The organism is Aeromicrobium sp. P2_G6, assembly GCF_056403535.1.
This window is the reverse complement of record NZ_JBFUFH010000001.1, coordinates 424,528-448,978: the sequence shown is the minus strand read 5'-3', so window position 1 is coordinate 448,978 and position 24,451 is coordinate 424,528. Positions and strand designations below refer to the sequence as shown.

Annotated in this window: 27 protein-coding genes and 2 tRNA genes; 15 read left to right on the top strand and 14 right to left on the bottom strand. The window is 68.6% G+C overall.

What is annotated here, in order from left to right:
• The first annotated feature begins 65 nt into the window (after positions 1-65).
• Positions 66-503 carry a hypothetical protein gene (locus AC1DVU_RS02195; RefSeq protein ID WP_476920784.1) on the top strand — a complete coding sequence of 146 codons (438 nt, stop codon included), beginning with the start codon at positions 66-68 and terminating at the stop codon, positions 501-503.
• Between the two features lie 6 nt (positions 504-509).
• On the opposite strand, the gene AC1DVU_RS02190 is transcribed toward AC1DVU_RS02195, so the two are convergent.
• From AC1DVU_RS02190 to AC1DVU_RS02180, 3 genes are all read right to left on the bottom strand, one after another.
• Positions 510-1,235: a glycerophosphodiester phosphodiesterase gene (locus tag AC1DVU_RS02190; RefSeq protein WP_476920783.1), complete on the bottom strand. Its 726-nt coding sequence runs from the start codon at positions 1,233-1,235 to the stop codon at positions 510-512.
• An 8-nt stretch (positions 1,236-1,243) separates the two neighbouring features.
• Entirely contained in the window at positions 1,244-2,557 is a 1,314-nt protein-coding gene (locus AC1DVU_RS02185) for a glycoside hydrolase domain-containing protein (protein WP_476920782.1), read from the bottom strand.
• 162 nt (positions 2,558-2,719) lie between these two features.
• Positions 2,720-4,285, bottom strand: a complete 1,566-nt coding sequence (locus AC1DVU_RS02180) for a long-chain-fatty-acid--CoA ligase (protein ID WP_476920781.1) — start codon at positions 4,283-4,285, stop codon at positions 2,720-2,722.
• 94 nt (positions 4,286-4,379) lie between these two features.
• Between AC1DVU_RS02180 and purF the strand changes: the two genes are divergently transcribed.
• The 3 genes from purF to AC1DVU_RS02165 all read left to right on the top strand — a co-directional run bounded on the left by purF (position 4,380) and on the right by AC1DVU_RS02165 (position 7,207).
• On the top strand, positions 4,380-5,870 hold the full coding sequence (gene purF / locus AC1DVU_RS02175) for an amidophosphoribosyltransferase (protein WP_476920780.1): 1,491 nt from the start codon (positions 4,380-4,382) through the stop codon (positions 5,868-5,870).
• A complete protein-coding gene (gene purM / locus AC1DVU_RS02170; protein ID WP_476920779.1) occupies positions 5,870-6,937 on the top strand; it encodes a phosphoribosylformylglycinamidine cyclo-ligase in 1,068 nt (355 codons plus the stop codon). The genes purF and purM overlap by 1 nt, the downstream gene beginning before the upstream one ends.
• Before the next feature lie 99 nt (positions 6,938-7,036).
• Positions 7,037-7,207 carry a DUF3073 domain-containing protein gene (locus AC1DVU_RS02165; protein WP_149689981.1) on the top strand — a complete coding sequence of 57 codons (171 nt, stop codon included), beginning with the start codon at positions 7,037-7,039 and terminating at the stop codon, positions 7,205-7,207.
• A gap of 61 nt (positions 7,208-7,268) precedes the next feature.
• Here the strand turns inward: AC1DVU_RS02165 and AC1DVU_RS02160 are convergent, their stop codons facing one another.
• A complete protein-coding gene (locus AC1DVU_RS02160) occupies positions 7,269-8,354 on the bottom strand; it encodes a Glu/Leu/Phe/Val dehydrogenase dimerization domain-containing protein (protein WP_476920778.1) in 1,086 nt (361 codons plus the stop codon).
• A 167-nt stretch (positions 8,355-8,521) separates the two neighbouring features.
• Between AC1DVU_RS02160 and AC1DVU_RS02155 the strand changes: the two genes are divergently transcribed.
• From AC1DVU_RS02155 to AC1DVU_RS02140, 4 genes are read left to right on the top strand one after another with little or no spacing between them, the layout of a single operon-like run.
• Positions 8,522-9,529: an iron ABC transporter substrate-binding protein gene (locus tag AC1DVU_RS02155; RefSeq protein ID WP_476920777.1), complete on the top strand. Its 1,008-nt coding sequence runs from the start codon at positions 8,522-8,524 to the stop codon at positions 9,527-9,529.
• A gap of 53 nt (positions 9,530-9,582) precedes the next feature.
• On the top strand, positions 9,583-11,079 hold the full coding sequence (locus AC1DVU_RS02150) for an ABC transporter permease (RefSeq protein WP_476920776.1): 1,497 nt from the start codon (positions 9,583-9,585) through the stop codon (positions 11,077-11,079).
• Positions 11,076-12,113, top strand: coding sequence for an ABC transporter ATP-binding protein (locus tag AC1DVU_RS02145; protein ID WP_476920775.1), 1,038 nt, complete (start codon positions 11,076-11,078; stop codon positions 12,111-12,113). Before AC1DVU_RS02150 ends, AC1DVU_RS02145 begins: the two co-directional genes overlap by 4 nt.
• On the top strand, positions 12,110-14,665 hold the full coding sequence (locus AC1DVU_RS02140) for an AMP-binding protein (protein WP_476920774.1): 2,556 nt from the start codon (positions 12,110-12,112) through the stop codon (positions 14,663-14,665). The genes AC1DVU_RS02145 and AC1DVU_RS02140 overlap by 4 nt, the downstream gene beginning before the upstream one ends.
• A gap of 7 nt (positions 14,666-14,672) precedes the next feature.
• Here the strand turns inward: AC1DVU_RS02140 and AC1DVU_RS02135 are convergent, their stop codons facing one another.
• The 3 genes from AC1DVU_RS02135 to AC1DVU_RS02125 are packed head-to-tail and all read right to left on the bottom strand — an operon-like array spanning position 14,673 to position 16,648.
• Positions 14,673-15,194, bottom strand: coding sequence for a PGPGW domain-containing protein (locus AC1DVU_RS02135; protein ID WP_476920773.1), 522 nt, complete (start codon positions 15,192-15,194; stop codon positions 14,673-14,675).
• Between the two features lie 39 nt (positions 15,195-15,233).
• Positions 15,234-16,037 carry an SDR family NAD(P)-dependent oxidoreductase gene (locus tag AC1DVU_RS02130; protein WP_476920772.1) on the bottom strand — a complete coding sequence of 268 codons (804 nt, stop codon included), beginning with the start codon at positions 16,035-16,037 and terminating at the stop codon, positions 15,234-15,236.
• Entirely contained in the window at positions 16,034-16,648 is a 615-nt protein-coding gene (locus tag AC1DVU_RS02125; protein WP_476920771.1) for a TetR/AcrR family transcriptional regulator, read from the bottom strand. The genes AC1DVU_RS02130 and AC1DVU_RS02125 overlap by 4 nt, the downstream gene beginning before the upstream one ends.
• A 70-nt stretch (positions 16,649-16,718) precedes the next feature.
• Between AC1DVU_RS02125 and AC1DVU_RS02120 the strand changes: the two genes are divergently transcribed.
• Together AC1DVU_RS02120 and AC1DVU_RS02115 are read left to right on the top strand one after the other, a co-directional pair.
• Positions 16,719-17,615, top strand: coding sequence for a sterol desaturase family protein (locus AC1DVU_RS02120; protein ID WP_476920770.1), 897 nt, complete (start codon positions 16,719-16,721; stop codon positions 17,613-17,615).
• Positions 17,612-18,193 carry a hypothetical protein gene (locus tag AC1DVU_RS02115; RefSeq protein WP_476920769.1) on the top strand — a complete coding sequence of 194 codons (582 nt, stop codon included), beginning with the start codon at positions 17,612-17,614 and terminating at the stop codon, positions 18,191-18,193. The genes AC1DVU_RS02120 and AC1DVU_RS02115 overlap by 4 nt, the downstream gene beginning before the upstream one ends.
• On the opposite strand, the gene AC1DVU_RS02110 is transcribed toward AC1DVU_RS02115, so the two are convergent.
• The 7 genes from AC1DVU_RS02110 to AC1DVU_RS02080 form a co-directional block, all read right to left on the bottom strand.
• On the bottom strand, positions 18,162-18,380 hold the full coding sequence (locus AC1DVU_RS02110) for a hypothetical protein (RefSeq protein ID WP_476920768.1): 219 nt from the start codon (positions 18,378-18,380) through the stop codon (positions 18,162-18,164). The genes AC1DVU_RS02115 and AC1DVU_RS02110 overlap by 32 nt on opposite strands.
• Complete coding sequence (locus tag AC1DVU_RS02105; RefSeq protein WP_476920767.1) at positions 18,377-19,159, bottom strand: COG4280 domain-containing protein; 783 nt, start codon at positions 19,157-19,159, stop codon at positions 18,377-18,379. The genes AC1DVU_RS02110 and AC1DVU_RS02105 overlap by 4 nt, the downstream gene beginning before the upstream one ends.
• 13 nt (positions 19,160-19,172) lie before the next feature.
• Positions 19,173-19,928: an SDR family oxidoreductase gene (locus tag AC1DVU_RS02100; RefSeq protein WP_476920766.1), complete on the bottom strand. Its 756-nt coding sequence runs from the start codon at positions 19,926-19,928 to the stop codon at positions 19,173-19,175.
• Between the two features lie 22 nt (positions 19,929-19,950).
• Positions 19,951-20,328, bottom strand: a complete 378-nt coding sequence (locus AC1DVU_RS02095; protein WP_476920765.1) for a VOC family protein — start codon at positions 20,326-20,328, stop codon at positions 19,951-19,953.
• 123 nt (positions 20,329-20,451) lie between these two features.
• Positions 20,452-20,525 (bottom strand) — tRNA-Phe (locus AC1DVU_RS02090).
• A 112-nt stretch (positions 20,526-20,637) separates the two neighbouring features.
• Positions 20,638-20,714: transfer RNA gene (locus AC1DVU_RS02085), tRNA-Asp, on the bottom strand.
• A 63-nt stretch (positions 20,715-20,777) separates the two neighbouring features.
• Positions 20,778-21,086 carry a hypothetical protein gene (locus AC1DVU_RS02080; RefSeq protein ID WP_476920764.1) on the bottom strand — a complete coding sequence of 103 codons (309 nt, stop codon included), beginning with the start codon at positions 21,084-21,086 and terminating at the stop codon, positions 20,778-20,780.
• Between the two features lie 162 nt (positions 21,087-21,248).
• On the opposite strand from AC1DVU_RS02080, the gene AC1DVU_RS02075 reads away from it, so the two are divergent.
• The 5 genes from AC1DVU_RS02075 (at position 21,249) to AC1DVU_RS02055 (ending at position 24,431) form a co-directional block, all read left to right on the top strand.
• Positions 21,249-21,761, top strand: coding sequence for a cysteine dioxygenase (locus AC1DVU_RS02075; RefSeq protein ID WP_476920763.1), 513 nt, complete (start codon positions 21,249-21,251; stop codon positions 21,759-21,761).
• The gene (locus AC1DVU_RS02070; RefSeq protein ID WP_476920762.1) at positions 21,758-22,186 is read left to right on the top strand and encodes a rhodanese-like domain-containing protein; all 429 of its coding nucleotides are present in this window, start codon (positions 21,758-21,760) and stop codon (positions 22,184-22,186) included. The genes AC1DVU_RS02075 and AC1DVU_RS02070 overlap by 4 nt, the downstream gene beginning before the upstream one ends.
• A gap of 105 nt (positions 22,187-22,291) precedes the next feature.
• Complete coding sequence (locus AC1DVU_RS02065; RefSeq protein WP_476920761.1) at positions 22,292-23,104, top strand: ABC transporter ATP-binding protein; 813 nt, start codon at positions 22,292-22,294, stop codon at positions 23,102-23,104.
• On the top strand, positions 23,101-23,757 hold the full coding sequence (locus tag AC1DVU_RS02060) for an ABC transporter permease (protein WP_476920760.1): 657 nt from the start codon (positions 23,101-23,103) through the stop codon (positions 23,755-23,757). Before AC1DVU_RS02065 ends, AC1DVU_RS02060 begins: the two co-directional genes overlap by 4 nt.
• Positions 23,754-24,431 carry an ABC transporter permease gene (locus tag AC1DVU_RS02055; protein ID WP_476920759.1) on the top strand — a complete coding sequence of 226 codons (678 nt, stop codon included), beginning with the start codon at positions 23,754-23,756 and terminating at the stop codon, positions 24,429-24,431. Before AC1DVU_RS02060 ends, AC1DVU_RS02055 begins: the two co-directional genes overlap by 4 nt.
• Positions 24,432-24,451 lie beyond the last annotated feature (20 nt).

Genomic DNA, 24,451 nt, shown 5'->3' with positions numbered 1-24,451 from the left:
GACATGGCGTCCCGTTATATTTGCCCGGTCAGGGAGGGAACCCGACACCAGCATCAGGCGCAGCCATGACGAATCGCATCACCGACCCTGCCGAGCAGTGGTCCGACCTTCTCTCGGGCCTCACCGGGCATCGACGCGAAGCTGTCGTCGCGGCCCTGCGGTCGTCGGCGCAGCAGGGCTGGCCGGCCGGCCGTGAAGCCGTACGCCTCCTCGTCGCCTACGCGAACGGGGAGATCGACGCCCAGGACTATGCGGTCGGCATCGTCGTCTCGCTGGGCGGCCACGAGGGCCTGGTGCATCAGTCGGCACCGCAACCCGTCGAGCCGGAGTGGGCGCCTCGCTTCGTCGAGCAGCGCTGGACCGCCCCTGAGCAACCGATGGCTTCGGTCGCCTCGATCACACCCCAGCCGACGATGAGCCGCGAGGAAGCCGTCGCGGCGTACGTGTCCGGCCGGATCCCCGTCGAGGAGTTCCTGCAGATCACCCGCGGCGCCTCTGCCTGAGCGGCGCTACCGCCGCGCCGCGAAGGCGCGCTCGGGATAGTTCGTCGTCACCATCCAGACGTCCGGGTCGTTCATCCAGCGCTCCAGCTCGTCCGCCCGGTCCACCGTCCACACCAGCAGCGGCAGCCCGCGCTTCCGGGCGTACGACTTGAGCGTCAGCCGCGCGACGACCTTGTGCGAGACGACGAGGTTGGCCCCGCTCAGCAACACCCGAAGGCGTGGGAAGGCCGATTCGATCCGCACGAGCCTCCGGACGAACCAGTTGCTCGTGCCGGCGCGGGAGCTCGACGACAACCCGACGAGCAGGTCGGGGGCGTGCACCTTCGACCACCGGCGGATACGCCTGACGGACGAGTCCTCCGCGGTCGTGATGATGGCGTGATCCGTGCCGAGCGCCTCGATGATCTGCTCGACGAGGGCGATCTCGTCGCCGCGCACCTTGAGGTCGACGTGTGCCCTGACGCGCCCGCGGATCAGGGCAAGGACCGCGTCGAGGTCGACCAGGCGGGACTCCGAGAACTGGTCGTGCCGGTGCCGGGCGATCGAGCGGACGATCGAGTCGTCGTCGACCTCGTCGTCGTGGAAGATGACCGGCCGGCCGTCAGCGGTCAGGCGTACGTCGAACTCGACGTAGTCACAGCCCAGCGCGATCGCCGCCTCGAACGCGGCCAGGGTGTTCTGGGCCGAGCGATCGTCCGCGGCACCGCCGCGGTGCGCCGACACGAGGGCCATGCGAACGGCTAGCCGAGCTTGCCGAGCCGAAGCAGTGACCAGACCGACGACTCGGTCGTGGAGTACTGCGACAGGCCGTGCGCCTTGCGGTAGGCCTTGACCGCCGTGATGGTGCTGGAGTCGTAGACGCCGCTGAGCCGGGGGTGGAGGCCGGCGGCAATCAGGGACCGCTGCAGCCGCCACACGGACTGGTTGGCCGAGCCCTGCTTGAGCACGCGCGGGTTGGATCCGGCCGACAGCAGCGCGGTCCACGTGGGCCGCGTGGTGCGCCCGACGGGAGCCCAGCCCTTGGTCTTGCGGTAGTTGTCGATGGCCGTGGCAGTGACACTGCGGAACGTGGTGTTGACCGTGCCGAGGAAGCCCGCCTCGTGGAGCAGGCACTCGAGCGCCGCGACCTCTGGCCCCGTGCTGCCGACGGTCAGCTGCGGGTAGGAGTTGAACGACATCCTCACGCCGCACGGGAGGGCCTGCTTGACCGCCACCGAGCCCCTGCCGACGTCGAGGAAGTCCTTGTCGATGTTGAGGGTCTTGCCGCCGTAGGTCACGTTGACACCGTTGTGATATTGGTGGATCCGCTGGTGGTTGGCCCATCCGTCGTCGGCGAGATAGGGCCCGCCGTCGGTGTTGGCGATCTTGTTGGTCCATGCGATCCAGAGCTGGTCCGGCTTGGTGAATCCCGGGCGCCCGGCCTTGCGCGCGGCGTCGATCGCGGCGATGGCTGCCGAACCACTGGAGTACACCCCGGACTTGTAGCCCTTGCTGTGGAGGTACTCGGTCCACGCGTCGACGAACTCCAGCACGATGTTGTCGCACTTGGTCGTGCGGGCGTACCACTCGAGGTCGAGGTAGGAGTAGCTCCCCGTCCCGAAGCCGTACTTCGTGAGCGCCGCGATCGTCTCGGCGGCGTCCGTACGCGCCTGCGACCGGGCGGTCGAGACGGTGGAGGACATCCGCAGCTTCTGGACCCGGCTGTTGGGGTTGTTGACGAAGCACGGAGCCTGGCGACCGACGTGGATCGGCAGGAAGCGCCAGCCGTGTGACGCGTTGGTGGCGACCCACGTCTTGCTGAGGTTGGGCTGGTAGGCGTCGCCGCAGTAGCGCGAGCTCCCCGAGATGTAGATGCCGATCGCGGTGTACGGCGAGCGGAGGTTCCACGCGTCCATCACGGACTGGCTCGGGGCGACACACGTGTCGAAGCCGTGCCCCGTGAAGTCACCGGGGGCACGTGGCCCCGCGGCGTTGGCGGGAGAAAGGGTCAGGAATGTCGCGGCCAGGCCGGTCAATATGCCGGTGATCGTGAGCCGCGAGGTGGGGGAAGACACCAGGCGCATCCTTAGAGGGTACGTCCCAGCACGGGGCATGTCTTGGATATGAGACTCGGGGTTGCGGCGCTGCACCTCTCCGGCGATACGCTGCAATTGGCGTGGCCCCGGTCCCTCCCCTGGATGATCGGGGTCACGTCCTTGCCTCTCCGACGGGCCTTTTCAGACCTGGCGCGTGCGGTCTGCCCAGTACGGCTTGCGGAGGTCGCGCTTCAGGATCTTGCCTGATGGGTTGCGCGGCAGGGCGTCGACGACGTCGATCGAGGTCGGCGTCTTGTAGCCCGCGAGCCGCTCTCTGGCGTACGCGATGAGCTCGTCGGCGGGCACGGCCTCGCCGGGCTTGAACGCGACGACGGCCTTGACCGTCTCGCCCCACTGGTCGTCGGGCACGCCGATGACCGCGAGCTCCTGGATCGCTGGATGCTCGGCGAGGACACGCTCGACCTCCGGCGAGTAGACGTTCTCGCCGCCGGTGATGATCATGTCCTTGATCCGGTCCTCGATGAACAGGAAGCCGTCCTCGTCGACCCGGCCGAGGTCGCCCGTGCGCACCCACCCGTCAGGCGTGATGAGCTCCGCGGTCTCCTCGGGCCGGCCGATGTAACCGATGGTCGCCTGCGGAGTGCGGAACCAGACCTCGCCGGACTCACCCTGCGGCACGTCCTGCAGCGTCACCGGGTCGACGACGCGCATCTCGGCGTGCTTCACCGGCAGACCGGCGGACACGAGTCGCTCCGGGTGCTCCGCGTCGCGGTGCGCGGCGTCGGAGAGCGCCGTGACGACGCCGGCGAACTCCGTCATGCCGTAGACCTGCTGGAACTCGGTGTCGGGCCAGGCCTCCATCGCGGCGCGGAGCACCGGCAACGGCATGGGCGCAGCGCCGTAGCCGATCCCCTTGAGCTTGCTGAACAGGCCCATGACCTGCGGGCCCGCGGCGATCAGCGCGGAGACGACCGCGGGCACGAGGAAGGCGTGCGTGCACCCGGCCATCATGCCGCCGGCGAGCAGGGCGCCATCGACCTCCGGGACGATGTAGCCCGTCGCGCCGATGACCGGAGCCTGCAGTGCGTACGACGTGCCGCCGACGTGGAACATCGGCATCGCGACGAGCAACATGTCGCCCTCGTCGTACGTCGCGTCGCCCAGTCCGTTGACGCTGTGCTCGACCATGGCGTGCTGGCTGAGCTGTACGCCCTTGGGTCGACCGGTCGTGCCGGAGCTGTACATCACGACGCAGACGTCGTCGGGGGAGACGTATGGCTGCAGGTCGGCCGGCGTGCCCGCTGCCTGCCACGCCTCGAACTCGTCCTGCTCGCCGCCGACCACGATGACCGTCTCGACGTGCTCGAGCCGGTCGCGCACGAGGTTGAACTGCTCGAGCAGCTGGTGCCCGACGAACACCACCTTGGCGGTGCAGTCGTTGAGGACGTAGTCGAGCTCGTCGCCGGCCAGGCGCCAGTTGACGACGGTCGTGGCCGCGCCGAGCTGACACCCACCGAGGATGACCTGCAGGATCGCCGGGTTGTTCTTGTCGAGGATCGCGACCCGGTCGCCCCGTCCGACACCGGCTGCCTGGAGCGCGCCGGCGGTCCGGCGTACGGACTCCCACGCCTCGGCCCAGGTCCACGTGCGCTCGCCGAAGATCCAGCACGTCTTGTCGGGCCGCTCGGTCGCGCGATGCGCGAGGAAGTCGGGCAGATAGGTGGCGGGCGGGATGGTGACCGGCATGGTGCTCCTCGACTCTGTGACGTGGATCACGACAGCGTAGGGGACATCGCAAACGCATTGGGTCGGGAAGGGCTGCGACCTCTACACTTGGACCGTGCCCCGCGGAGATGGACGCCTGACCCACGACCTCGATCCCCAGGACGCCGGACCCCAGGACGCGTGTGGCGTCTTCGGAGTCTGGGCGCCCGGCGAAGAGGTTGCCAAGCTGACCTACTTCGGTCTCTATGCCTTGCAGCATCGCGGGCAGGAATCGGCCGGCATCGCGGTGAGCAACGGCCGTCAGATCCTCGTCTACAAGGACATGGGGCTCGTCTCCCAGGTCTTCGACGAGGCCACGCTCGAGTCGCTCAAGGGCGAGATCGCGATCGGGCACGCCCGCTACTCCACGACCGGCTCCAGCGTCTGGCACAACGCCCAGCCGACGTTCCGCCCCACTGCCGCCGGCTCGGTGGCCCTCGGTCACAACGGCAACCTGACCAACACCGCCGAGCTCCTCGAGCTGCTGCACGAGCGCGACCTCGAGGCTGGCAAGGCTGCCAACAAGGGTGAGACCGCGACCTCGGACACCTCGGTCATGGCGACGTTGCTGTCGTCCTACCCCGACCGCTCGGTCGAGGAGGCCGCCCTCGAGGTGCTGCCTAAGCTGCGCGGCGCCTTCTCCCTCGTCTTCATGGACGAGAACACGCTCTATGCCGCCCGCGACGCCCAGGGCATCCGTCCGTTGGTGCTGGGCCGCCTCGAACGCGGCTGGGTCGTCGCGAGCGAGACCGCAGCCCTCGACATCGTCGGCGCGTCCTTCATCCGGGAGATCCAACCCGGAGAGTTCATCGCGATCGACGAGAAGGGGCTGCGGACCGAGCACTTCGCCAAGCCGGAGCCCAAGGGCTGCGTGTTCGAGTACGTCTACCTCGCCCGCCCCGACACCACGATCTCCGACCAGCGGGTCTTCTCGGTGCGTGCCGAGATCGGCCGTCGCCTGGCCCGCGAGTTCCCCGTCGACGCCGACCTGGTCATCCCGGTGCCTGAGTCCGGCACCCCGGCCGCGATCGGCTACGCCGAGGAGAGCGGCATCCCGTTCGGGCATGGCCTGGTCAAGAACTCCTACGTCGGCCGCACGTTCATCCAGCCGTCGCAGACCCTGCGCCAGCTCGGCATCCGGCTCAAGCTCAACCCGCTGCGCGATGTCATCGCCGGCAAGCGGCTCGTGGTCGTCGACGACTCGATCGTCCGCGGCAACACGCAGCGCGCCCTGGTCCGTATGCTTCGCGAGTTCGGCGCCGCCGAGGTTCACGTGCGCATCTCGTCGCCGCCGGTCAAGTGGCCGTGCTTCTACGGCATCGACTTCGCCTCGCGGGCCGAGCTGATCGCCAACGGCATCTCCGTCGACGAGATCTGCCGCTCGATCGGTGCGGACTCGCTGGCCTACGTCACCCTCGACCAGCTCGTCGAGGCGACCAACGTGCCCAAGGACAACCTCTGCCGGGCCTGCTTCGACGGCATCTATCCCGTGGCGCTGCCCGAGGACGACCTGATCGGCAAGCACCTGCTCGAGGTCCAGGACACCCTCCCGCTCGAGGTCATCTGATGGCGGGAGAGCCCACGTCGTACGCGAGCGCCGGGGTCTCGATCGAAGAGGGCGACCGCGCGGTCGAGCTCATGAAGGAGTGGGTCGAGAAGGCCCGCCGTCCCGAGGTCGTCGGTGGCATCGGCGGATTCGCCGGCCTTTTTGATGCCAGCGCGTTGAAGTCCTACACGAAGCCGTACCTGGCCACCTCCGCAGATGGGGTCGGCACCAAGGTGCAGATCGCGCAGCGCATGGACAAGCACGACACGATCGGCTTCGACCTCGTCGGCATGCTGGTCGACGACCTCGTCGTGTGCGGCGCCGAGCCGTTGTTCATGACCGACTACATCGCGTGCGGCAAGGTCGTCCCTGAGCGCATCGCCGACATCGTCAAGGGTGTTGCCCAGGCGTGCGCCGAGAGCGGCACCGCCCTGCTCGGCGGCGAGACCGCGGAGCACCCGGGCCTGCTGGCGCCCGACGAGTACGACATCGCCGGCTCGACCACGGGTGTCGTCGAGGCCGACAAGCTGCTCGGCGCCGAGCTCGTGCGTCCCGGTGACGTCGTCATCGCGATGGCCTCGAGCGGACTGCACTCCAACGGCTACTCGCTGGTGCGGCACGTGTTCTTCGAGCAGGCCGGCTGGCGCCTCGACCGCGACGTGCCCGACTTCGGTCGTACGCTCGGCGAAGAGCTGCTGACGCCGACGCGCCTCTACACCTTGCCGTGCCTCGCCCTCGCCGAAGCCGTCGAGGTGCACGCGATGTCGCACATCACCGGTGGCGGTCTCGCGGCCAACCTCGCCCGTGTCGTCCCCGACACGGTGTCCGTGCGTGTCGACCGCTCGACCTGGTCGCCGCACCCCGTCTTCGGGCTCGTCGGCTCGCTCGGCGGAGTCGCCCAGGCCGATCTCGACCAGGCGCTCAACATGGGCATCGGCATGGTCGCGCTCGTGGCCCCGGATGACGCCGATGCGGCCGTACGCCTCCTCGCCGAGCGTGGAATCGACTCCTGGATCGCCGGTGATGTCGCGGCCGCAGGGGTCCACGGCGATGGCGGCACCGTCACGCTGAGCGGGGCGCACCACTGAGACACGCCGTCTCCAGGGGGTCGATGCGAGATTTGTTGTCCCCTTTGGGTACGCTTGTCGCACGACATACTGACTACTTTTCTGCGAGGGGGTCGACCCATGGGGCGCGGCCGTGCGAAAGCCAAACAGACCAAAGTTGCGCGCGACTTGAAGTACCGCACACCTGATACGGACTTCAACACTCTGCAGCGCGAACTCCACGGTGAGTCGGGCGAACCGATTCCCGCTCAGTATCGCGACCTGGATCGAGAAGACCCGGCCGCCTCCTAGGCGACCGGGCCGCTCACTTCTTCGTCCTCACCAACCGCAAGGCTGGTGGTTCAGCCGACCCTTACGGCAGCCAGACCGATCGGAGTCGGCCGACTTCGCGCATGCGCTGCTCGGCCATGCGGTCGGCGGCGATCGACGGCGGCACGCCCTCGGACTTGGCGCGCTCGAGCACGCCGAGCGTCGTGTCGAAGATCGTCGTGGCACGCATCTTGGCGCGGTCGAACACGAAGCCCTCGAGCTCGTCGGCGACCTGGATGACGCCGCCGGAGTTGACGCAGTAGTCCGGTGCGTACGTGATGCCGCGCTCGTCGAGCCGCTTCTCGATGCCCTCGTGCGCGAGCTGGTTGTTGGCCGCTCCGCACACGATCGTCGCGGTCAGGACCTCGACGACCTCGTCGTTGAGCGCACCGCCCAGGGCGCAGGGTGCGTAGATGTCGAGCGGCTCGCGTACGAGCGCATCGGTGTCGACGACCGAGGTGATCGACGGGTACGTCTCCTTGAGCGCCGCGACGGCGGCGGGGTTGACGTCGGTGATGACGACCTGGGCGTCCTCCTCGACGAGGTGGCCGACGAGGTGCTTGCCGACCTTGCCGACACCCGCGACGCCGACGCGCTTGCCGGCGAGCGACGTGTCGCCCCACAGGTGCTGCGCCGAGGCGCGCATGCCTTGGTAGACGCCGAATGCGGTCAGGACTGACGAGTCGCCGGCGCCGCCGTGCTCGACGGTCCGCCCGGTCACGAAGTCGCACTCGCGGGCGATGATGTCCATGTCGGGGCTGAACGTGCCGACGTCGCACGCCGTGTAGTAGCGGCCGCCGAGGGTCTGCACGAAGCGGCCGTAGGCCCGCAGCAGTGCCTCGGTCTTGATCTTGGTCGGGTCGCCGATGATGACGGCCTTGCCGCCGCCGAGGTCGAGGCCCGCCAGCGCGTTCTTGTAGGCCATGCCCTGCGAGAGGTTGAGGACGTCGGTCAGCGCGTCCTGCTCAGAGGCGTACGGGTAGAAGCGGGTGCCGCCGAGGGCTGGGCCGAGGGCCGTGGAGTAGATCGCGATGATGGCCTTGAGGCCGGATGCTTCGTCGTGGCAGAAGACGACTTGTTCGTGTCGGCTGCCGAAAGCGGACGGCGCGCTGGTGCTGGAGTTGGTCACGGTAGTGCTCTCTGTCGTTGTGTCGGAGGTGCGTTGGTGGGCACTTCCATCGGTGGGGCCACGGGGGTGGTGTGGCTCAGCGTTGACTCTACTCGCCCGGCGATTCGCTCGGGAGCACTCGACGATAAGGTAAGGCACACCTGACTCTTAGGAGAAGACGAGTGCGCGTGAAGAAATCTGTCCTGGCGGTGGCCGTCGGACTGGTCCTTGCCGGACTGGCCGGATGCGGTTCGAGTGGCGACGACGGACGATCCATCACGGTCTACAACGCCCAGCACGAAGAGCTCCTGGCCAAGCTCGCCCCGGCATTCACCAAGAAGACCGGCATCAAGGTCAAGCTGCGCAACGGCAGCGACTTCGAGCTCGCCAACCAGATCGTTCAGGAAGGCTCCGCCTCACCCGCGGACGTGTTCCTGACCGAGAACTCGCCGGCGATGTCGCTCGTCGAGAGCAAGGGCCTGTTCGCCAAGCTCTCCGAGAAGACCCGGTCGCAGGTGCCGGCCGAGTACGTCCCCGCGAGTGGGGAGTGGATGGGATTCACCGCCCGGTCGACCGTGCTGGTCTACAACACCGACAAGGTCAAGGCCGCCGACCTGCCCGCCTCGCTGATGGACCTGGCCAAGCCGGAGTGGAAGGGTCGCATCTCGTTCTCACCCACCGGCGCAGACTTCCAGGCCATCGTCAGCGCGGTTCTGGAGCTCAAGGGTGAGCAGGCGACCAAGGACTGGCTGGCCGGCCTCAAGGCCAACGGCACGGTCTACCAGGGCAACAACGTCGTGCTGAAGTCCGTCAACGACGGCACGATCGACGCCGGCGTGATCTACCACTACTACTGGTACCGCGACCAGAAGGAGGCCGGCGACAACAGCTCGGACTCCCAGCTGCACTTCTTCGGCAACCAGGACCCGGGCGCGTTCCTCAGCGTCTCCGGCGCTGGTGTGCTGAAGTCCAGCGACCACAAGAGCGATGCCGAGAAGTTCGTGGCCTACCTCAGCAGCGTCGACGGGCAGCGTGAGCTGGCCGAGAGCTACGCGCTGGAGTACCCGCTCAACCCCAAGGTGGATCTCGGCCAGGGGGTCAAGCCCCTCAGCGAGCTGCAGCCGCCCACCGTCGACCTCTCGTCGCTCAACGGCCCGAAGGTCATCGGAATGATGGAGGACGCGGGATTCCTCTGATCGACACGACCACACGGCAGGGAGGGAGGCAGCGCACGGCGCCGCCTTCCCTCGTGGTGTTGTCCCTGGTGATCGCCGCGTTCGCGCTGATCCCGCTGGCATTCGTCGTGGTCTACGCCGTGTCGCTGGGCCCGTCGGAGGCGTGGCGCCTGCTCGTACGCCCGAGGGTCGGCGAGCTGCTCTACAACACCGTCCGCCTCGTGCTCGGTGGCTGCCTGCTGAGCCTGGTCCTCGGCGTCGGTTGCGCCTGGGTCGTCGAGCGTACGGACCTGCCGGGCCGCAACGTGTGGCACGTCCTTGCCGTCGCCCCGCTCGCGGTGCCGGCGTTCGTCAACAGCTACGGCTGGGCCTCGCTGACGCCGGACGTCGAGGGGTACGCGGGCGCGCTCGTGATCGTGACGATGTCGTACTTCCCGCTCGTCTACCTCCCGACCGTCGCGTCGCTGCGCGGACTCGACCCCGCCCTCGAAGAGGTCGCACAGTCGCAGGGCCATGGCCGGCTCAGCACCTTCGTGCGGGTCGTCCTTCCTCAGCTGCGCCCCGCGATGATCGGTGGCGCGCTGCTCGTCGGGCTTCACCTGCTGGCCGAGTTCGGGGCACTGCAGATGCTGCGATTCCCGACGTTCACGACCGCGATCTACGACCAGTACCGTTCATCGTTCAACAGCGCCGGTGCCAATGTCCTCGCTGCCGTCCTGGTGCTGTGCTGCCTGCTCCTGCTGCTCGCCGACCTCCGGCTGCGCACGGATCGACGTGTCGCACGGGTGGGCAGCGGGGCGGTCCGGGCCGTGTCCCGGCAGCGCCTCGGCCGGCTCACGGTGCCGGTCCTGGCCCTGATGACGCTGCTCACCGCGGCGTCGCTGGGCGTGCCGCTCTACAGCCTCACGCACTGGATGATCGTCGGCAGCTCGACGGCATTCCCGGTCGGCGACATCGTGTCGGCGGCCGGCACGTCGGTCGCACTCGGGCTCGCGGCGGCCCTGCTGACGGTGGCGCTCTCGGTCCCGATCGCGTGGCTCGCCGTGCGCTTTCGCAGCGGCATGACCACGTCGATAGAGCGCAGCGCCTATGTCGCCAGCGCCTTTCCGGGCATCGTCGTGGCACTGGCTTTGGTGACCGTGTCGATCCGCTACGCGCAACCGCTCTACCAGACGTACGCCCTGCTGCTCGCGGCCTACGCGATCATGTTCCTGCCCCGTGCGCTGGTCTCGGTGCGGTCCGCGATGGCGCAGGCGCCACCGGTGTTCGAGGACGTCGCGCACGGCCTGGGTCTGAGCCCTGCGGAGACGGCTCGCCGGGTCACTCTGCCGCTGATTGCTCCCGGGGTCGGCGCCGGAGCAGCGCTGGTCTTCCTGGCGGTCGCCACTGAGCTGACGGCGACGCTGCTGCTGTCGCCGATCGGCACGACGACGCTCGCGACGCAGTTCTGGTCGAGCTCGTCGGCCGTCGCCTATGGTGCAGCGGCCCCCTACGCCGTCATCATGGTCGTGATCTCGCTGCCCGCGACCTACCTCCTGAGTCGTCGACGAGATGGGCTGGTGCCGGCATGACAGGACTCGAGATCACCGGGCTGACCAAGCGTTTCGGTGACCACCTGGTGCTCGACGACGTGTCGATCCACACCGACCAAGGCTCCATCCTCGCGGTCCTCGGACCGTCGGGCGGCGGCAAGACGACCCTGCTCCGCGTCATCGCGGGGTTCCTCGAGCCCGACGCCGGAAGCGTGGCCTTCGGCGGTCGTACGCTCGTGAGTGGCGACCGCGGCATCCCGCCTCAGCGGCGCGGTGTGGGCTACGTCCCGCAGGAGGGCGCGCTGTTCCCGCACCTCGACGTCGCCGCCAACATCGCGTTCGGCATCCGCGGCGCGGCCCGGCGCAAGTTCGACGTCGACACGCTGCTGGCACTCGTCGACCTGCCGACGGCCCTGCGCACCCGCTTCCCGCACGAGCTGTCGGGAGGCCAGCAGCAACGAGTCGCGCTCGCGCGTGCTCTGGCGCCGCGCCCCGGCATCGTGCTGCTCGACGAGCCGTTCTCCTCCCTGGACGCGGGGCTCCGGCTCGAGACGGGGCAGGCCGTCGCGCAGGCGCTCCGGGCTGCCGGGACGACGGCGCTCCTCGTGACGCACGACCAGGGCGAGGCGCTGGCGCTCGCCGACCAGGTCGCGGTGCTGCAGGCCGGCCGGGTCGCGCAGGTCGCGAGCCCGACCGACCTCTACCGGACCCCTGCCACGCCAGCCGTCGCGGCGTTCGTCGGGGCTGTCGTGACGTTGGACGCGGACGTCGCCGGAGACGTCGTTTCGTGCGCCCTCGGCAAGGTCACCGTGCCGCCGGGCGGCCCGCAGGGCGCCTGCCGCATCCTGGTCCGGCCGGAGCACCTCATGCTCTCGTCGGACCCGGCCAATGGCACTGCCGCACGGGTCGTGGGCATCAGCTACTTCGGCCACGACGCGACCGTCGACCTCGTGCTGATCGACGAAGAGATCCCGTTGCAGGCCAGGGTGTCAGGTGCCGCCGTGCCGGCCATGGACGACCTGCTGGCCGTCTCGATCGGCGGTCCCGTCGCCGTCGTCGGGGGCGAGTCATGAGGAGCCATCTCTTCGCTGACCTGCGTCGATGGGGCTCCCGGCCGGCGTTGATCGCGTCGGACGACTCCATGACGTATGCCGAGCTCGCCGATCGCGTCGAGTCGATGCCGCAGCCGGCCGAGGGTGGCCGTCGGCTCATTCTGGTGCCCGGCGCCAACACCCTCGAGACCCTCGTGGCTTACGTGTCGGCGATCGCCAACGGTCACGTCGTGCTGCTCGTGCCCGGTGACAGCCCGGCCGGCCTCGCGTCGCTGGTCGACGCATATGACCCCGACGTGGTGTTCGACGCCGTGGCCGGCGGGTTCGTGGAGCGCCACGACGGCTCGCACCACGACCTGCATCCTGACCTCGCCCTTCTGATGACGACGTCGGGCTCGACCGGCTCACCCAAGCTCGTACGGCTGTCGCACGCCAATGTGCGCAGCAACGCTGAGGCCATCGCGGCATACCTCGGGCTGACACCGGACGATCGCGCGATCACGACCCTGCCGATGCACTACTGCTACGGCCTCTCGGTCATCAACAGCCACCTCCTGGTCGGCGCCGGTGTCGTGGTGACCGAGTGGTCGGTGCTCGACCCGTGCCTGTGGGACCTCGCCGAACGGGAGTGCGTGACCTCGTTCGCCGGCGTCCCCTACACGTTCGACCTGCTCGACACGAGCGGGTTCACCGAGCGCGAGCTGCCGTCACTCCGGTATGTCACGCAGGCCGGTGGCCGCCTCGGCCCGGAGCGCGTTGCCGCCTACGCACGCCTCGGCCGCGAGCGCGGCTGGGACTTCTTCGCGATGTACGGCCAGACCGAGGCCACGGCCCGGATGGCGTACCTGCCGCCTCAGCTGGCCGAGTCGCACCCGCACGCGCTCGGCGTGCCGGTGCCGGGCGGATCGTTCCGGATCGACCCGGTCGACGGGGAGCAGAGGCCCGGCGTCGGCGAGCTGGTCTATCGCGGCGACAACGTCATGATGGGCTACGCCACGACTACTGGTGACCTCGCGCGCGGTGCTGAGCTCGACGAGCTGCGCACCGGTGATCTCGTGCGTCGCGACGACGACGGGCTGCTCGAATGGGTGGGTCGACGCAGCCGGTTCGCCAAGGCCTACGGGGTGCGCATCGACCTGGATAATCTCGAGGCGATCGTGTCCCGCCACGGTGGTGCGGCGCGATGTGTCGCGACCGGCGACCGGGTGCACGCGTTCGTCGACTGGCACCAGGACGCCGACGAGCTGCAGGCGCTCGTGGCGAGGACCACCGGCTTGCCGCGGCACGCGGTCGGTGTGACCCGGCTCCGTGAGGTGCCGCGCAGCTCCTCGGGCAAGACCGACTATCCGGCGCTGGAGCGGCACGCTGCGCGGATGGTCGACGCCGCCCGCGACGAGCCGGCACCGACCACGAGCGCGGTCACCGTCGAGCAGGTCCGCGACCTTTACGCCCACCTGCTCAATCGACCCGGTGCCACGCCTGACGACAGCTTCGCCGGGCTCGGTGGCGACTCGCTGTCGTACGTCGAGCTGTCGGTCCGGCTGTCCGAGCTGCGCCTCGATCTGCCGCCCGACTGGCACACCCGGCCGATCCGCGAGCTCGTCACGTCGCCCGAGCGGCGGCCCGGCAGGGGAGTGCGGGTCGAGATGTCGATCGTGCTGCGAGCGATCGCCATCATGCTGGTGCTCGGCACGCACGCCAACCTGTTCACGATCCCCGGCGGCGCCCATCTGCTGCTCGCGGTGTGCGGCTACAACTTCGTGCGCTTCCAGCTGGCCGGCGAGTCACCACGGGCGCGAGCCCGCTCGGGCCTGCGTTCGTTGGCGCACCTCGTGATCCCGAGCGTCATCTGGATCGGCGCAGTGGCGGTGGTGCTGCGGACGTACGACCTCAGCACCGTGCTCCTGCTCAACGGTGCGTTCGGCAGCGACTCGTGGACCGTGCAGTGGCAGTTCTGGTTCCTCGAGGCGATCGTGTGGACGCAGGTCGTGGCGCTGGGACTGGTGTCGTTGCCAGTCGTGCATCGTCTCTGGCGCCGTCACCCGTTCGGCTTCGCCCTGGCCTTCTCGGCGGCCGCGCTCGGGGCCCGCTACGCACTGGTCGGCGTCGAGGCCGGGCCGACCGAGCGCTACACGCCGTCGATCGTGCTGTGGTGCTTCGCGCTCGGCTGGCTCATCGCCGCTGCCCGTACGCCCTGGCAGCGCGTCGCCGCCTCGAGCCTGGCGATCGTCGGCGTCGCGGGATTCTTCGGCGACCTGCAGCGCGAGGCGATCGTGGCCGGCGGGCTGCTGCTGCTCACGTGGGTCCCGGCGATCCCGGTGCCGCGGGTCGCGGCCCGCGCCTTCGGCTCGCTGGCCGCCGCGTCGCTCTACATCTACCTGACGCACTGGCAGGTCTACCCCTACCTCGAGATGAAGGTCCCGATCCTCGCCGTCCTGAGCTCGCTCGTCGTGGGGTTGGCCTACCGCCAGGTCGTCATCACCGTGGCAGCGTGGCTGGCCACGGCGGTGCGGGCACCAGGGATCAGACGCGTCCCGCGGCTCAGCCCGGTCCGTCTGCTCGAACGCGTCTAGCTCCCGGTCAGTCCTCCTCGCGGGCGGCCTTCTCGGCGGCGGCTTCGGGGTCAGGAACGCCGCGGAACCTGCGGAAGCTGTAGACGATGAAGCCCAACGCGATGATCGCCGACAGGATCAGCGTCGCACCCGTACCCCAGCCGCCCACCAGCCACCACTTGTCGCCAATGGGCCACCAGTCCGGCGCGTCAGGGCGTATGCCCCAGAACACACCGACGGCCGCGAGGGCGATCGCGCCGGCGCAGCTCGCGATGATGCGCGGCCAGGTCTGCACGCCGTCGGCAGCAGCCTTGTAGGCCATCACCTTGACCGGCTCGAGCCGGCGTTCGGCCCATTCGTACTGCTCGGACAGGATGACGAGCCCGCCCACGATCATGAGGAGGCCGGGGCCCGGCAGCAAGATCGCCGCGAGCCCACCGACCACGAGGGTCCAGCCGACGATCTCGAGGACCAGCCGGCGGACGGCCCGCGAAGATCTCGGGCGCTTGGCGTTCATGAGGTGCTGGTCATCGGGTTGGCCATGCCTCATCCTCGCATCCGCCTGGGCGCACCTGCCGCCTAGCAGCCGCTACTCCTTGGCCCGCTTGGTGAGCGACTTGTCCATGCGCCGGAACAGCGGCTGGGAGACCTTGGTGACGACGCCGGGGAGCGCCGCCATGCCGAGCTCGCCCATCGCGCCCGGAATGCTCGTCACACGTGTCGGTTTGTCGACAATGGCCTTGACGAGCCAGTTGGCGGCCTTGTCGGCGCTCAGCATCGGCATGGCCTGGTAGATCGACGTCGCGCCGGACATCTCGGTGCGGACCATCGGGAAGTAGACCGTGGTCGACGTGATGCCCTGGTGCCCGAGCTCCGCAGTCAGGGAGCGGGTGAACGACTCCAGTGCCGCCTTGCTCGCGAGATAGGCCGAGAACAGCGGGATCGGCACCTGGGTCGACATGGTCGAGGAGATCACGACGTGGCCGTGGCCCTGCTCGAGAAACCGCGGGAGCAACGCCAGCGTCAGGCGTACGGCACCGAAGTAGTTGATCGCCATCGTGCGCTCGTAGTCGTGCACCCGGTCGAGGGATTCCTTGATCGGCCGGCGGATCGACCGGCCGGCGTTGTTGACCAGCGCGTCGATCCGGGAGCGGTCCGCGAGGAGCCTGGCCGCGACGTCCTCCGCGGCCTGCGGGTCGGCCAGGTCCACGACGTACGCGTATGCGGTCCCGCCCGCGGCCTCGATGCCAGCACGTACGTCCTCGAGCTCGTCCGCCCGCCGAGCCAGCAGGCACACGGTCGCCCCGAGGCGTGCCACCTTGCGGGCGGCCTCCGCGCCGATGCCGCTGGAGGCGCCGGTGAGGACAATCGTCTGGCCCGCGAGCTTGGTCACTCGGACTCGCCGCCGAACAACGCGGCGAGCAGGCGCATGCAGCGCTGCATCATCTGGTCGGCGCTCTCGTCGGGGTGCTCCATCCACCAGTTCATCAGCGAGTCGACGATGCCGAGCCACACCGCGGTCATGGCGGAGATGTCGAGCGCGTCGGTGTTGCCGGCGAGGGTCATGAGCTCGGTGACACCTTCGTCGGCGAGCTTGCCGATGCGCTCGGCGTAGAGGGCGACCGAGTCGGCGATCGAGCCGGTCGACGGGGCGGTCGAGTCGAAGAACAGCCGCCAGAGGTAGGGCTGGGGCTCCAGAAGAGCGAACATCCCGGCGAGCGTCGCCATGCCGCGCTCGATGCCGACGGAGTCACCGCGAGCGATGCGCTCGATCTCGTCGGCGAGCAGGGCGCCACCGCGATCGAGGCACGCCTCGTAGAGCCCTTCCTTGGAGCCGAAGTAGTTGTAGATCAGGGGCTTGGAGATGCCGGCCTTGTCGGCGACGGTGGCGACCGACGTCGCGGCGAATCCGTGCGTGCCGAACTGTTCGGACGCGATGTCGAGGATCTGCGTCTCCCGGTCCAGGCGGGGGACACCCTTGGTGCCGGCGTTGGGTCTGACCACGTCAGCAGTCTAGCGGCGAGATATGAGTTCGTGGTAACTTACCCAAAGGTCATATCAGTCTGGAGGAGTCATGCAGGAGTTTCTCGACCCGTTGAAGAACCCCACGCTCGTCGCGGCGCCGTTCTTCATCCTGTCGCTGCTGATCGAGCTGGCGGCCTTCAAGTTCCTCGAGACCGACGAGGAGATGCGCGGCTACGAGCGCAAGGACGCGCGGACCAGCCTCATCATGGGTCTCGGGTCGGTCGTCTCGAGCGCGGTGTTCAAGCTCGGCACCCTCGTGCTCTTCGTCGCGATCAGCGTCCATCTCGCGCCGTGGCACCTGCCGGATGACGCGTGGTGGTCGTGGGCCGCCCTCATCCTGGGCCTCGACCTCGCGTTCTACCTGCAGCACCGCTTCGTGCACCGCGTGCGCATCGGCTGGGCGGCGCACCAGGCACACCACTCGAGCGAGTACTTCAACTTCTCGACCGCGCTGCGGCAGAAGTGGAACCCATGGGCCGAGGCGCTGTTCTGGCTGCCGTTCCCGTTCCTCGGCTTCGAGCCGTGGACGCTGTACGTCGCGTTCTCGATCAACCTGATCTACCAGTTCTTCGTCCACACCGAGCGCATCGGCACGATGTGGCGGCCCATCGAGCTCATCTTCAACACGCCGTCGCACCATCGCGTGCACCACGGCAGTGATCCGGAGTACCTCGACAAGAACTACGCCGGGATGCTGATCATCTGGGACCGCATGTTCGGCACGTTCCAGAAGGAGCTGTTCCGTCCGACGTACGGGCTCACGGTGCCGGTCGACACCTACAACGTGCTGCGGCTGCAGTACGGCGCGTTCGGCGAGCTGTTCCGCGACGTCCACAACGCGAAGAACTGGCGCGAGAAGCTCGGCTACGTCTTCATGCCGCCGGGCTGGCACCCGGGCGAGAAGCGGGCCGAGGCCGAGCAGCCGCGCGAGACGCAGAACGCGTGACCAACCGGCAGCTGGTCGTGGTCGCGGGGATGTTCGCGGTCTTCCTCACGGTGTGCGACCAGCTGTTCCACGTCCGCACGGACACGCTGGTCTACCACTGGGATCCGCAGCTCGCGGGCCAGACGATCATCGTTCCCCTGACGTTCTTCCTGGCCGGTGTCGCGATGCTCGACACCAGCCGCTGGGTCCAGCCACAGGTCCCGCGTCCGATCGGCGTGTGGCGTGCGCTGGCCAGCCTGGGCTTGGTGACCGCGGCATACCTCGTCTCGGGGCTGCTGGATCCCGATCTCGCGTGGGCGTACGCCCTGGTGCTGCTGATGGCGTGGGGCATCCGCGTCGCGCTACGGCACGAGCGGGCCGTCGCGGTCGCGGCCGGCATCGTCATCGCGACCGGGGGCGTGCTCGCGGAGTCGGCGCTCTCGGCGGCCGGCGAGTTCGACTACCTCGCGCCGGGCCTGCTCGGGGTGCCGTGGTGGCTGTTCCCGCTCTACCTCCACGGCGCGATGGTCGCGGCTGACATCGTCGAGGTCGTACGTTCGAGGGTCGCTACGGACGTGACCTCCGCGCGTCCAGCGTGACGCCGACCGCGAAGAGGATCATCGTCAGCACGGCGCCGAGGATCACGATCGCCCCGTCGCTGAGGACGTCGTTGACCGCGAGCGCGGCGACGATCGCGAGGGACACCACGACATACACCGCGATCTTCCAGTCGTCGCCGATGACGAAGTCGTACCAGAACAGCCCGAACGCCTTGAGGAACTTCACGCCGTCGCCTCCGAGATCGGGGTGGTGCGGGAGCGGGTGAGGCCGGCGATGACGAGCCGGGTCACGGCGAACCATGCGGCGATCAGCGCGATCAGGGCGATCTTGCCGCCCGGCCACTGCAGGCTCTCCCCGCCCTCGCGGAACCAGCCGACGCCTTCGAGCGACCAGAAGGTGCCGAACGACGCGAGCATGACGCCGACGGCGTACTTGAGCGTGTTCTCGGGGATGCGGGACAGCGGCTTGCGCAGCGCGACACCCAGGGCGACCACGATGATGCCTGCGACGACCGCCCCCGCGATCGCCATGCCGAGCGCATCGGCGGAGAGGCCGAACGTGACGACGATGAACACGACCTCGACGCCCTCGAGGAACACGCCCTTGAACGACACCATGAACCCGAACAGGTCGATGCCGGCGTATCTCGTGCGCTCCGCCTCGCGAGCGGCCTTGGTCTGCTCCTCGAACTCGTCCTGTTCGTCGTGCAGTTCCTTGAAGCCGGAGGCGCGCAGGCACGCCTTGCGCAGCCACTGGAGGCCGAAGATCAGCAGCAGGGTGCCGATCACGAGCTGCAGCAGCGACTCGGACAGCCACGTGCTGATCGCGACGCCGAGGACCGCGGTGAACGCCGCGAGGGCGACCAGCGCGGCGACCGTGCCGGCGATCGCTGACTTCCAGCCTCGGGTGACACCCATGGCGAGGACGATCGTGAAGGCCTCGACGAACTCCACGAGGGAGGCGACGAACACCGCGCTGACCAGCGCTGCGGTCGTGCCGTCCATGTGATCCTCCCGTCTAGAGGCTGCGGCTCATGCCGCCGTCGACCGGGAGCATGACGCCGGTGAGGAAGCCTGCTGCGGGCGACAGCAGGAAGGCCGCGGCTTGGCCGAACTCCTCGGTCTTGCCATAACGGCGAAGCGGGATCGTCTGCTCGGTCGTCGCCCGGGTGGCTTCGGGGTCGGCGGTCTGCGCGTCCAGCTGGCGCACGCGATCGGTGTCGATGCGCCCTGGCAGCAGGCCGTTGACCCGGATGCCGCGGGGTCCCAGCTCGTCCGCGAGGTTCTTGGCCGCCATCGCCAGGCCGGGGCGCAGCCCGTTCGAGATGCCGAGATTGGGGATGGGAGCCTTCGCGGAGGTGGACAGGACGAAGGCGATCGCGCCGCCCTCGCCGAGCTCCTCGGCGATCGTCACGGCGAGCCGGATCGCGCCGAGGAACACCGTCTCGAACGCCGAGCGCCACTCGTCCTCCGTGCGATCGAGGATCGGGCCCGCCGGCGGCCCACCGACGCTGATCAGAGCTCCGTCGAGGCGCCCGAACGTGTCATGGGCCGCGCGGATGAGCTGGTCAGGGGCAGTCGGATCGGCGTTGTCGACTGCGACGCCAGTGGCCAGCTCGCCTAGCTCGGCGACCGCACGGTCGACCGACTCCTGGGAGCGCGAGGAGATCACGACCCGTGCGCCGTCGTCGACGAGCGCCTGGGCGGTGGCGAGGCCGAGGCCGCCGGTGGCGCCGGTGAGGAGGTAGACACGATCCCGCAGTCCGAGGTCCATACCTCTCAGCCTAGGCCCGAGCTCATCGTTCGGTCGGGCTGTGGCTCACCAGGCCGACGAGGTTGCCCTCGGAGTCGCGGATGAATGCCATCCACTCATCAGTGCCGGCCGGGCCGAGGTCGTCGTTGGTGTGCTGGAAGATCACGTGCGGCTCGCCCTCGATGGGTACGTCCTTCGCGCGCAGGTCCTCGATCGACGCGCGTACGTCCTCGACCTCGAGATAGATCGTGGCCGACGGGGCGCCCTGCTCGAGCAGCAGCCGGGTGTCGCCGAGGGTGAAGAACAGCAGGCCCGGCGGATCGAACCTGGCAGCGGGTGGGTGGCCGAGCAGCTGCTCGTAGAACGCCGCAGCACGATCCAGGTCGTCGGCGTGCTGGGCAACCTGGACGATGCGGCTCATGCCCGAAGCGTAGGCCCGATCGCGTCAACGTACGCGGGTGACGCCCCAGGCGCGCCGTTTCTCGTGCCACCCACGGCCACGAAAAAACGGGCCCGCTCGTACCTCGCAGACCCGTACTTTTCGTGGCCAGGGCCGGGGTCGAACCGGCGACCCTCCGCTTTTCAGGCGGATGCTCGTACCAACTGAGCTACCTGGCCGTGCCCGCGAACGAGCGACGATCACCTTATCGCACCGCACCGGCGCGGTTGAAATCGGCCGACAACGAAAAACCCACGCACCTGGACTCAGGTGCGTGGGATTTCGTTCAGCTGGCGACCCCGACCGGACTCGAACCGGCGACCTCCGCCGTGACAGGGCGGCGCGCTAACCAACTGCGCCACGGGGCCTTGCTGTGCGGGTGAACCGCGCACGCAACTGTAACGTACGGGCACCCCCGCAAACAAAACGGGTCAGGCCTGCGGACGCGTCTCCGAAGGAGGCAGATCCTCACCCCGGCCGGGCTCGCCCGGACCGGCCTCCTCAGCCGCCCAGGTGTCGTTCGACGGAGGCTCGATCGACGGACCGCCTGTCGCTCCGCCCGCGACGGCCTGGCCACCGGGAGGCAACGGGTTGTCGGCGTCCCCGGTGGGCTCGACCGATTCGTCAAGACGGTGCGGCTGACGTGAATCGACGGTGTCCGGGCCCTGCCTGACGGTGCGCAGCCACAGCATTCCGACCGCGATGACGATCAGGATCACGATGATGACGAGCCACTTCATGATGTCCTCCCTGTCGTGCGCCCTGTGGCACCCGACGTGCCCCCGAGGCACTCCGTTCAGCGTAACCCGGCCGCCGGCTAGCGCATCTCCGATCATTCGGAGCGCCGAGTCCACGGAGTGAACTCCGTCTTGCGTGGATGAAAATCTGACTTGTATGGAGTCATGACTGCTCGCCCCACGACCGTTCCACCCCTGTCGCTGGCCGAGCTCGCCGCCCTGACGAGCACGGTCGCCGAAGACGTACGCGCGGGCCTCTACGAGGTCCACGCCGATGCGGAGAGCCGGTGGCACGTGAGGATCCGGTGCGACGACCAGGTCGATGTGTGGCTCATCAGCTGGACCAACGACCAAGGCACGCAGCTGCACGACCACGGGGGCTCGTCCGGCTCGTTCACGGTCGTCAGCGGCGAGCTCAGCGAGGCGGTGTGGACACCGGGCGCCGAGGTCCTCACCGAGACCGTCCGCGGCGCCGGGGACTCGGTCATCTTCGGGGAGCACTACGTGCATGACGTGCGCAACGTGCAGGCCGAGACGGCTGTGAGCGTCCACGCGTACTCGCCGCCGTTGTCGCTGATGAACTACTACGACGTCGACGGCCACCAGCTGACCAGGCTCGCCTCGATGTGGACCGACGATCCCGAGGCTCCCGCACCGTCGTTGCGCGAAGCGTCATGACGGCGACATATGCCTCGGTGGACGAGCTCCTGACCTCGGCCAGGGGTTCCCTCGAGCGGCTCGATCCGCGTCAGGCGTACGACCGGGTGGCCTCCGGCGCACTGATCGTCGACATCCGTCCTGCGTGGCAACGGGAATCAGATGGCGAGATTCCGGGTTCTGTCATAGTCGAGCGCAATCATCTGGAGTGGCGCCTGCACCCGGCCTCGGGTGCGAGCCTGCCCCAGGCGCGTGACGGACAGGAGTGGATCGTGGTGTGCACCGAGGGTTACACGTCGTCGCTCGCGGCGTCCTCGCTCGTGTCGTTGGGCCTCCCGGCCAGCGACGTCGTGGGCGGGATCCATGCGTGGCGTGCAGCCGGCCTGCCGGTCGCGGCCGGGCCGACGCCGGTCGAGATGGTGGTCGGTGTCACCGTTTCGTCATGAGATGAAAAGCGACATCGGATTGCCGCTCGGCGGGGTTCACGCCAGACTGTCCGAAGCCTGTTTGCCCAGTTCAATGCCTACCTATCGCGAAACGCGGAGGACCGCATGATCGAGTACCGCTCCATCGGCAAGACGTTCGCAGATGGCACCGAGGCGGTCGGGGACTTCAGCCTCCAGCTCCCCTCCCGTACGACCACGGTGTTCGTCGGGTCGTCCGGGTGCGGCAAGACGACGCTGCTGCGCATGGTCAACCGCATGGTCGACCCGACGCGGGGCCAGGTCCTGATCGACGATGTCGACATCGCGACGCGCAACAAGGTCGAGCTGCGGCGCAGCATCGGCTACGTCATGCAGCACGCCGGGCTCCTGCCCCACCGCAAGGTCATCGACAACGTCGCCACGGTGCTGCGCCTCAACGGGGTCGGTCGCAAGGACGCTCATCAGCGGGCCCATGCGGTGCTCGAGACCGTCGGGCTCGACGCGTCGCTCGCCGATCGCTATCCCAGCCAGCTCTCGGGCGGCCAGCAGCAGCGCGTCGGTGTCGCCCGCGGCCTGGTGACCGATCCCAACATCCTGCTGATGGACGAGCCGTTCGGCGCGGTCGACCCGATCGTGCGCGACGAGCTGCAGCAGGAGCTGCTCCGCCTGCAGCGTGAGCTCGACAAGACCATCGTGTTCGTGACCCACGACATCGACGAGGCATTCCTGCTCGGCGACCAGGTCGTGATCCTCAAGAAGGGCGCGGAGGTCGCGCAGGTCGGTTCGCCGGCAGAGATCCTTGCCAACCCGGCCAACGACTTCGTCCGGAGCTTCATCGGGCTCGACAAGGGGCACCGCAAGCTGCACGTCGAGGACAAGGACGGCGTACGCATCATCGTCGACGAGAACGGCAAGGCGACGGGGGTCTTGTCCGAATGACCTGGTTGTTCGACAACTTCGACTACGTGTGGTCGCTGACCCTGCGACACGTGTGGCTCAGCGCCGTCCCGATCGTGCTCGGATTCGTCATCGCCCTGCCGATCGGCTGGTACGCCAACCGGCACCCCCGGTTGCGGGGCACGCTCCTCAGTGCGGGCAGCATCCTCTACACGATCCCGTCGCTGCCGCTGTTCGTGATCATTCCCGGCGTCGTCGGCCTGGGCATCCTCAGCCCGTTGAACGTCGTGATCGCGTTGACGATCTACGCCGTGGCGATCATGATCCGCTCGGCATCCGACGCGTTCGGCTCGGTGTCTGCGGCGGTGCTCGACTCGGCGTCGGCAGCCGGCTTCTCGCCCTCGCAGCGCGCCTTCAGGGTCGAGCTGCCGCTCGCAGGGCCGGTTCTGCTGGCGGGCTTGCGCGTCGTCTCGGTCAGCACCGTGAGTCTCGTGAGCGTCGGTGCCCTGATCGGCGTCAGCAGCCTTGGCTCGCTGTTCACGGACGGCTACAACCGAAGCTTCACGACCGAGATCCTCATCGGCATCGGTGCGACCGTGCTGGTCGCGCTGTTCTTCGACCTCGTGCTCGTCCTCCTGGGGCGCATCCTGCTCCCATGGGCGTCGGCCAGCCGGCCGGTCAGGAGCAGGGCATGAGCGTTCTTTCCGACACCGTCGACTGGCTGACCGACTCGACCAACTGGAGCGGTGACGACGGCATCCCGCATCGGGTCGTCGAGCACCTCGGCTACACCGCAGAGACCGTCGCAATCGCCTCGGCCATCGCGATCCCCCTCGGCCTCTGGATCGGGCACACCGGACGGTTCCGTACGTTCGCCGTCGCCGTGACTGGCGCCTTGCGGGCACTCCCCACGCTCGGCCTGCTGACCTACATCGTGCTCATGACCGGCATCGGGCTGACCGCGCCCCTCATCGCACTCGTGGTCCTGGCCATACCGCCGCTGCTCGCCGGAGCCTACTCCGGGCTCGAGTCCGTCGACCGCGAGACGATCGACGCCGCGAGAGCGATCGGCATGACCGAGTGGCAGATTCTCACCAAGGTCGAGATCCCGCTTGCGCTGTCGCTCATCGTCGGCGGTGTCCGCTCCGCGACGCTGCAGGTCGTGGCGACGGCGACTGTGGCCGCGTTCGTGAGTCTCGGCGGCCTCGGTCGCTACATCATCGACGGCCAGGCGGTGAAGGACTACGCGCAGATGGCCGGTGGCTCCGTCGTCGTGGTCGCACTCGCCCTCGTCCTCGACGGCATCTTCGCCGGGCTGCAACGACTGGCCCTTCGTTCCCGTCCTTCCCTCGTACCGACGTCCGCATGACCCCACCCCCAAGGAGAAGA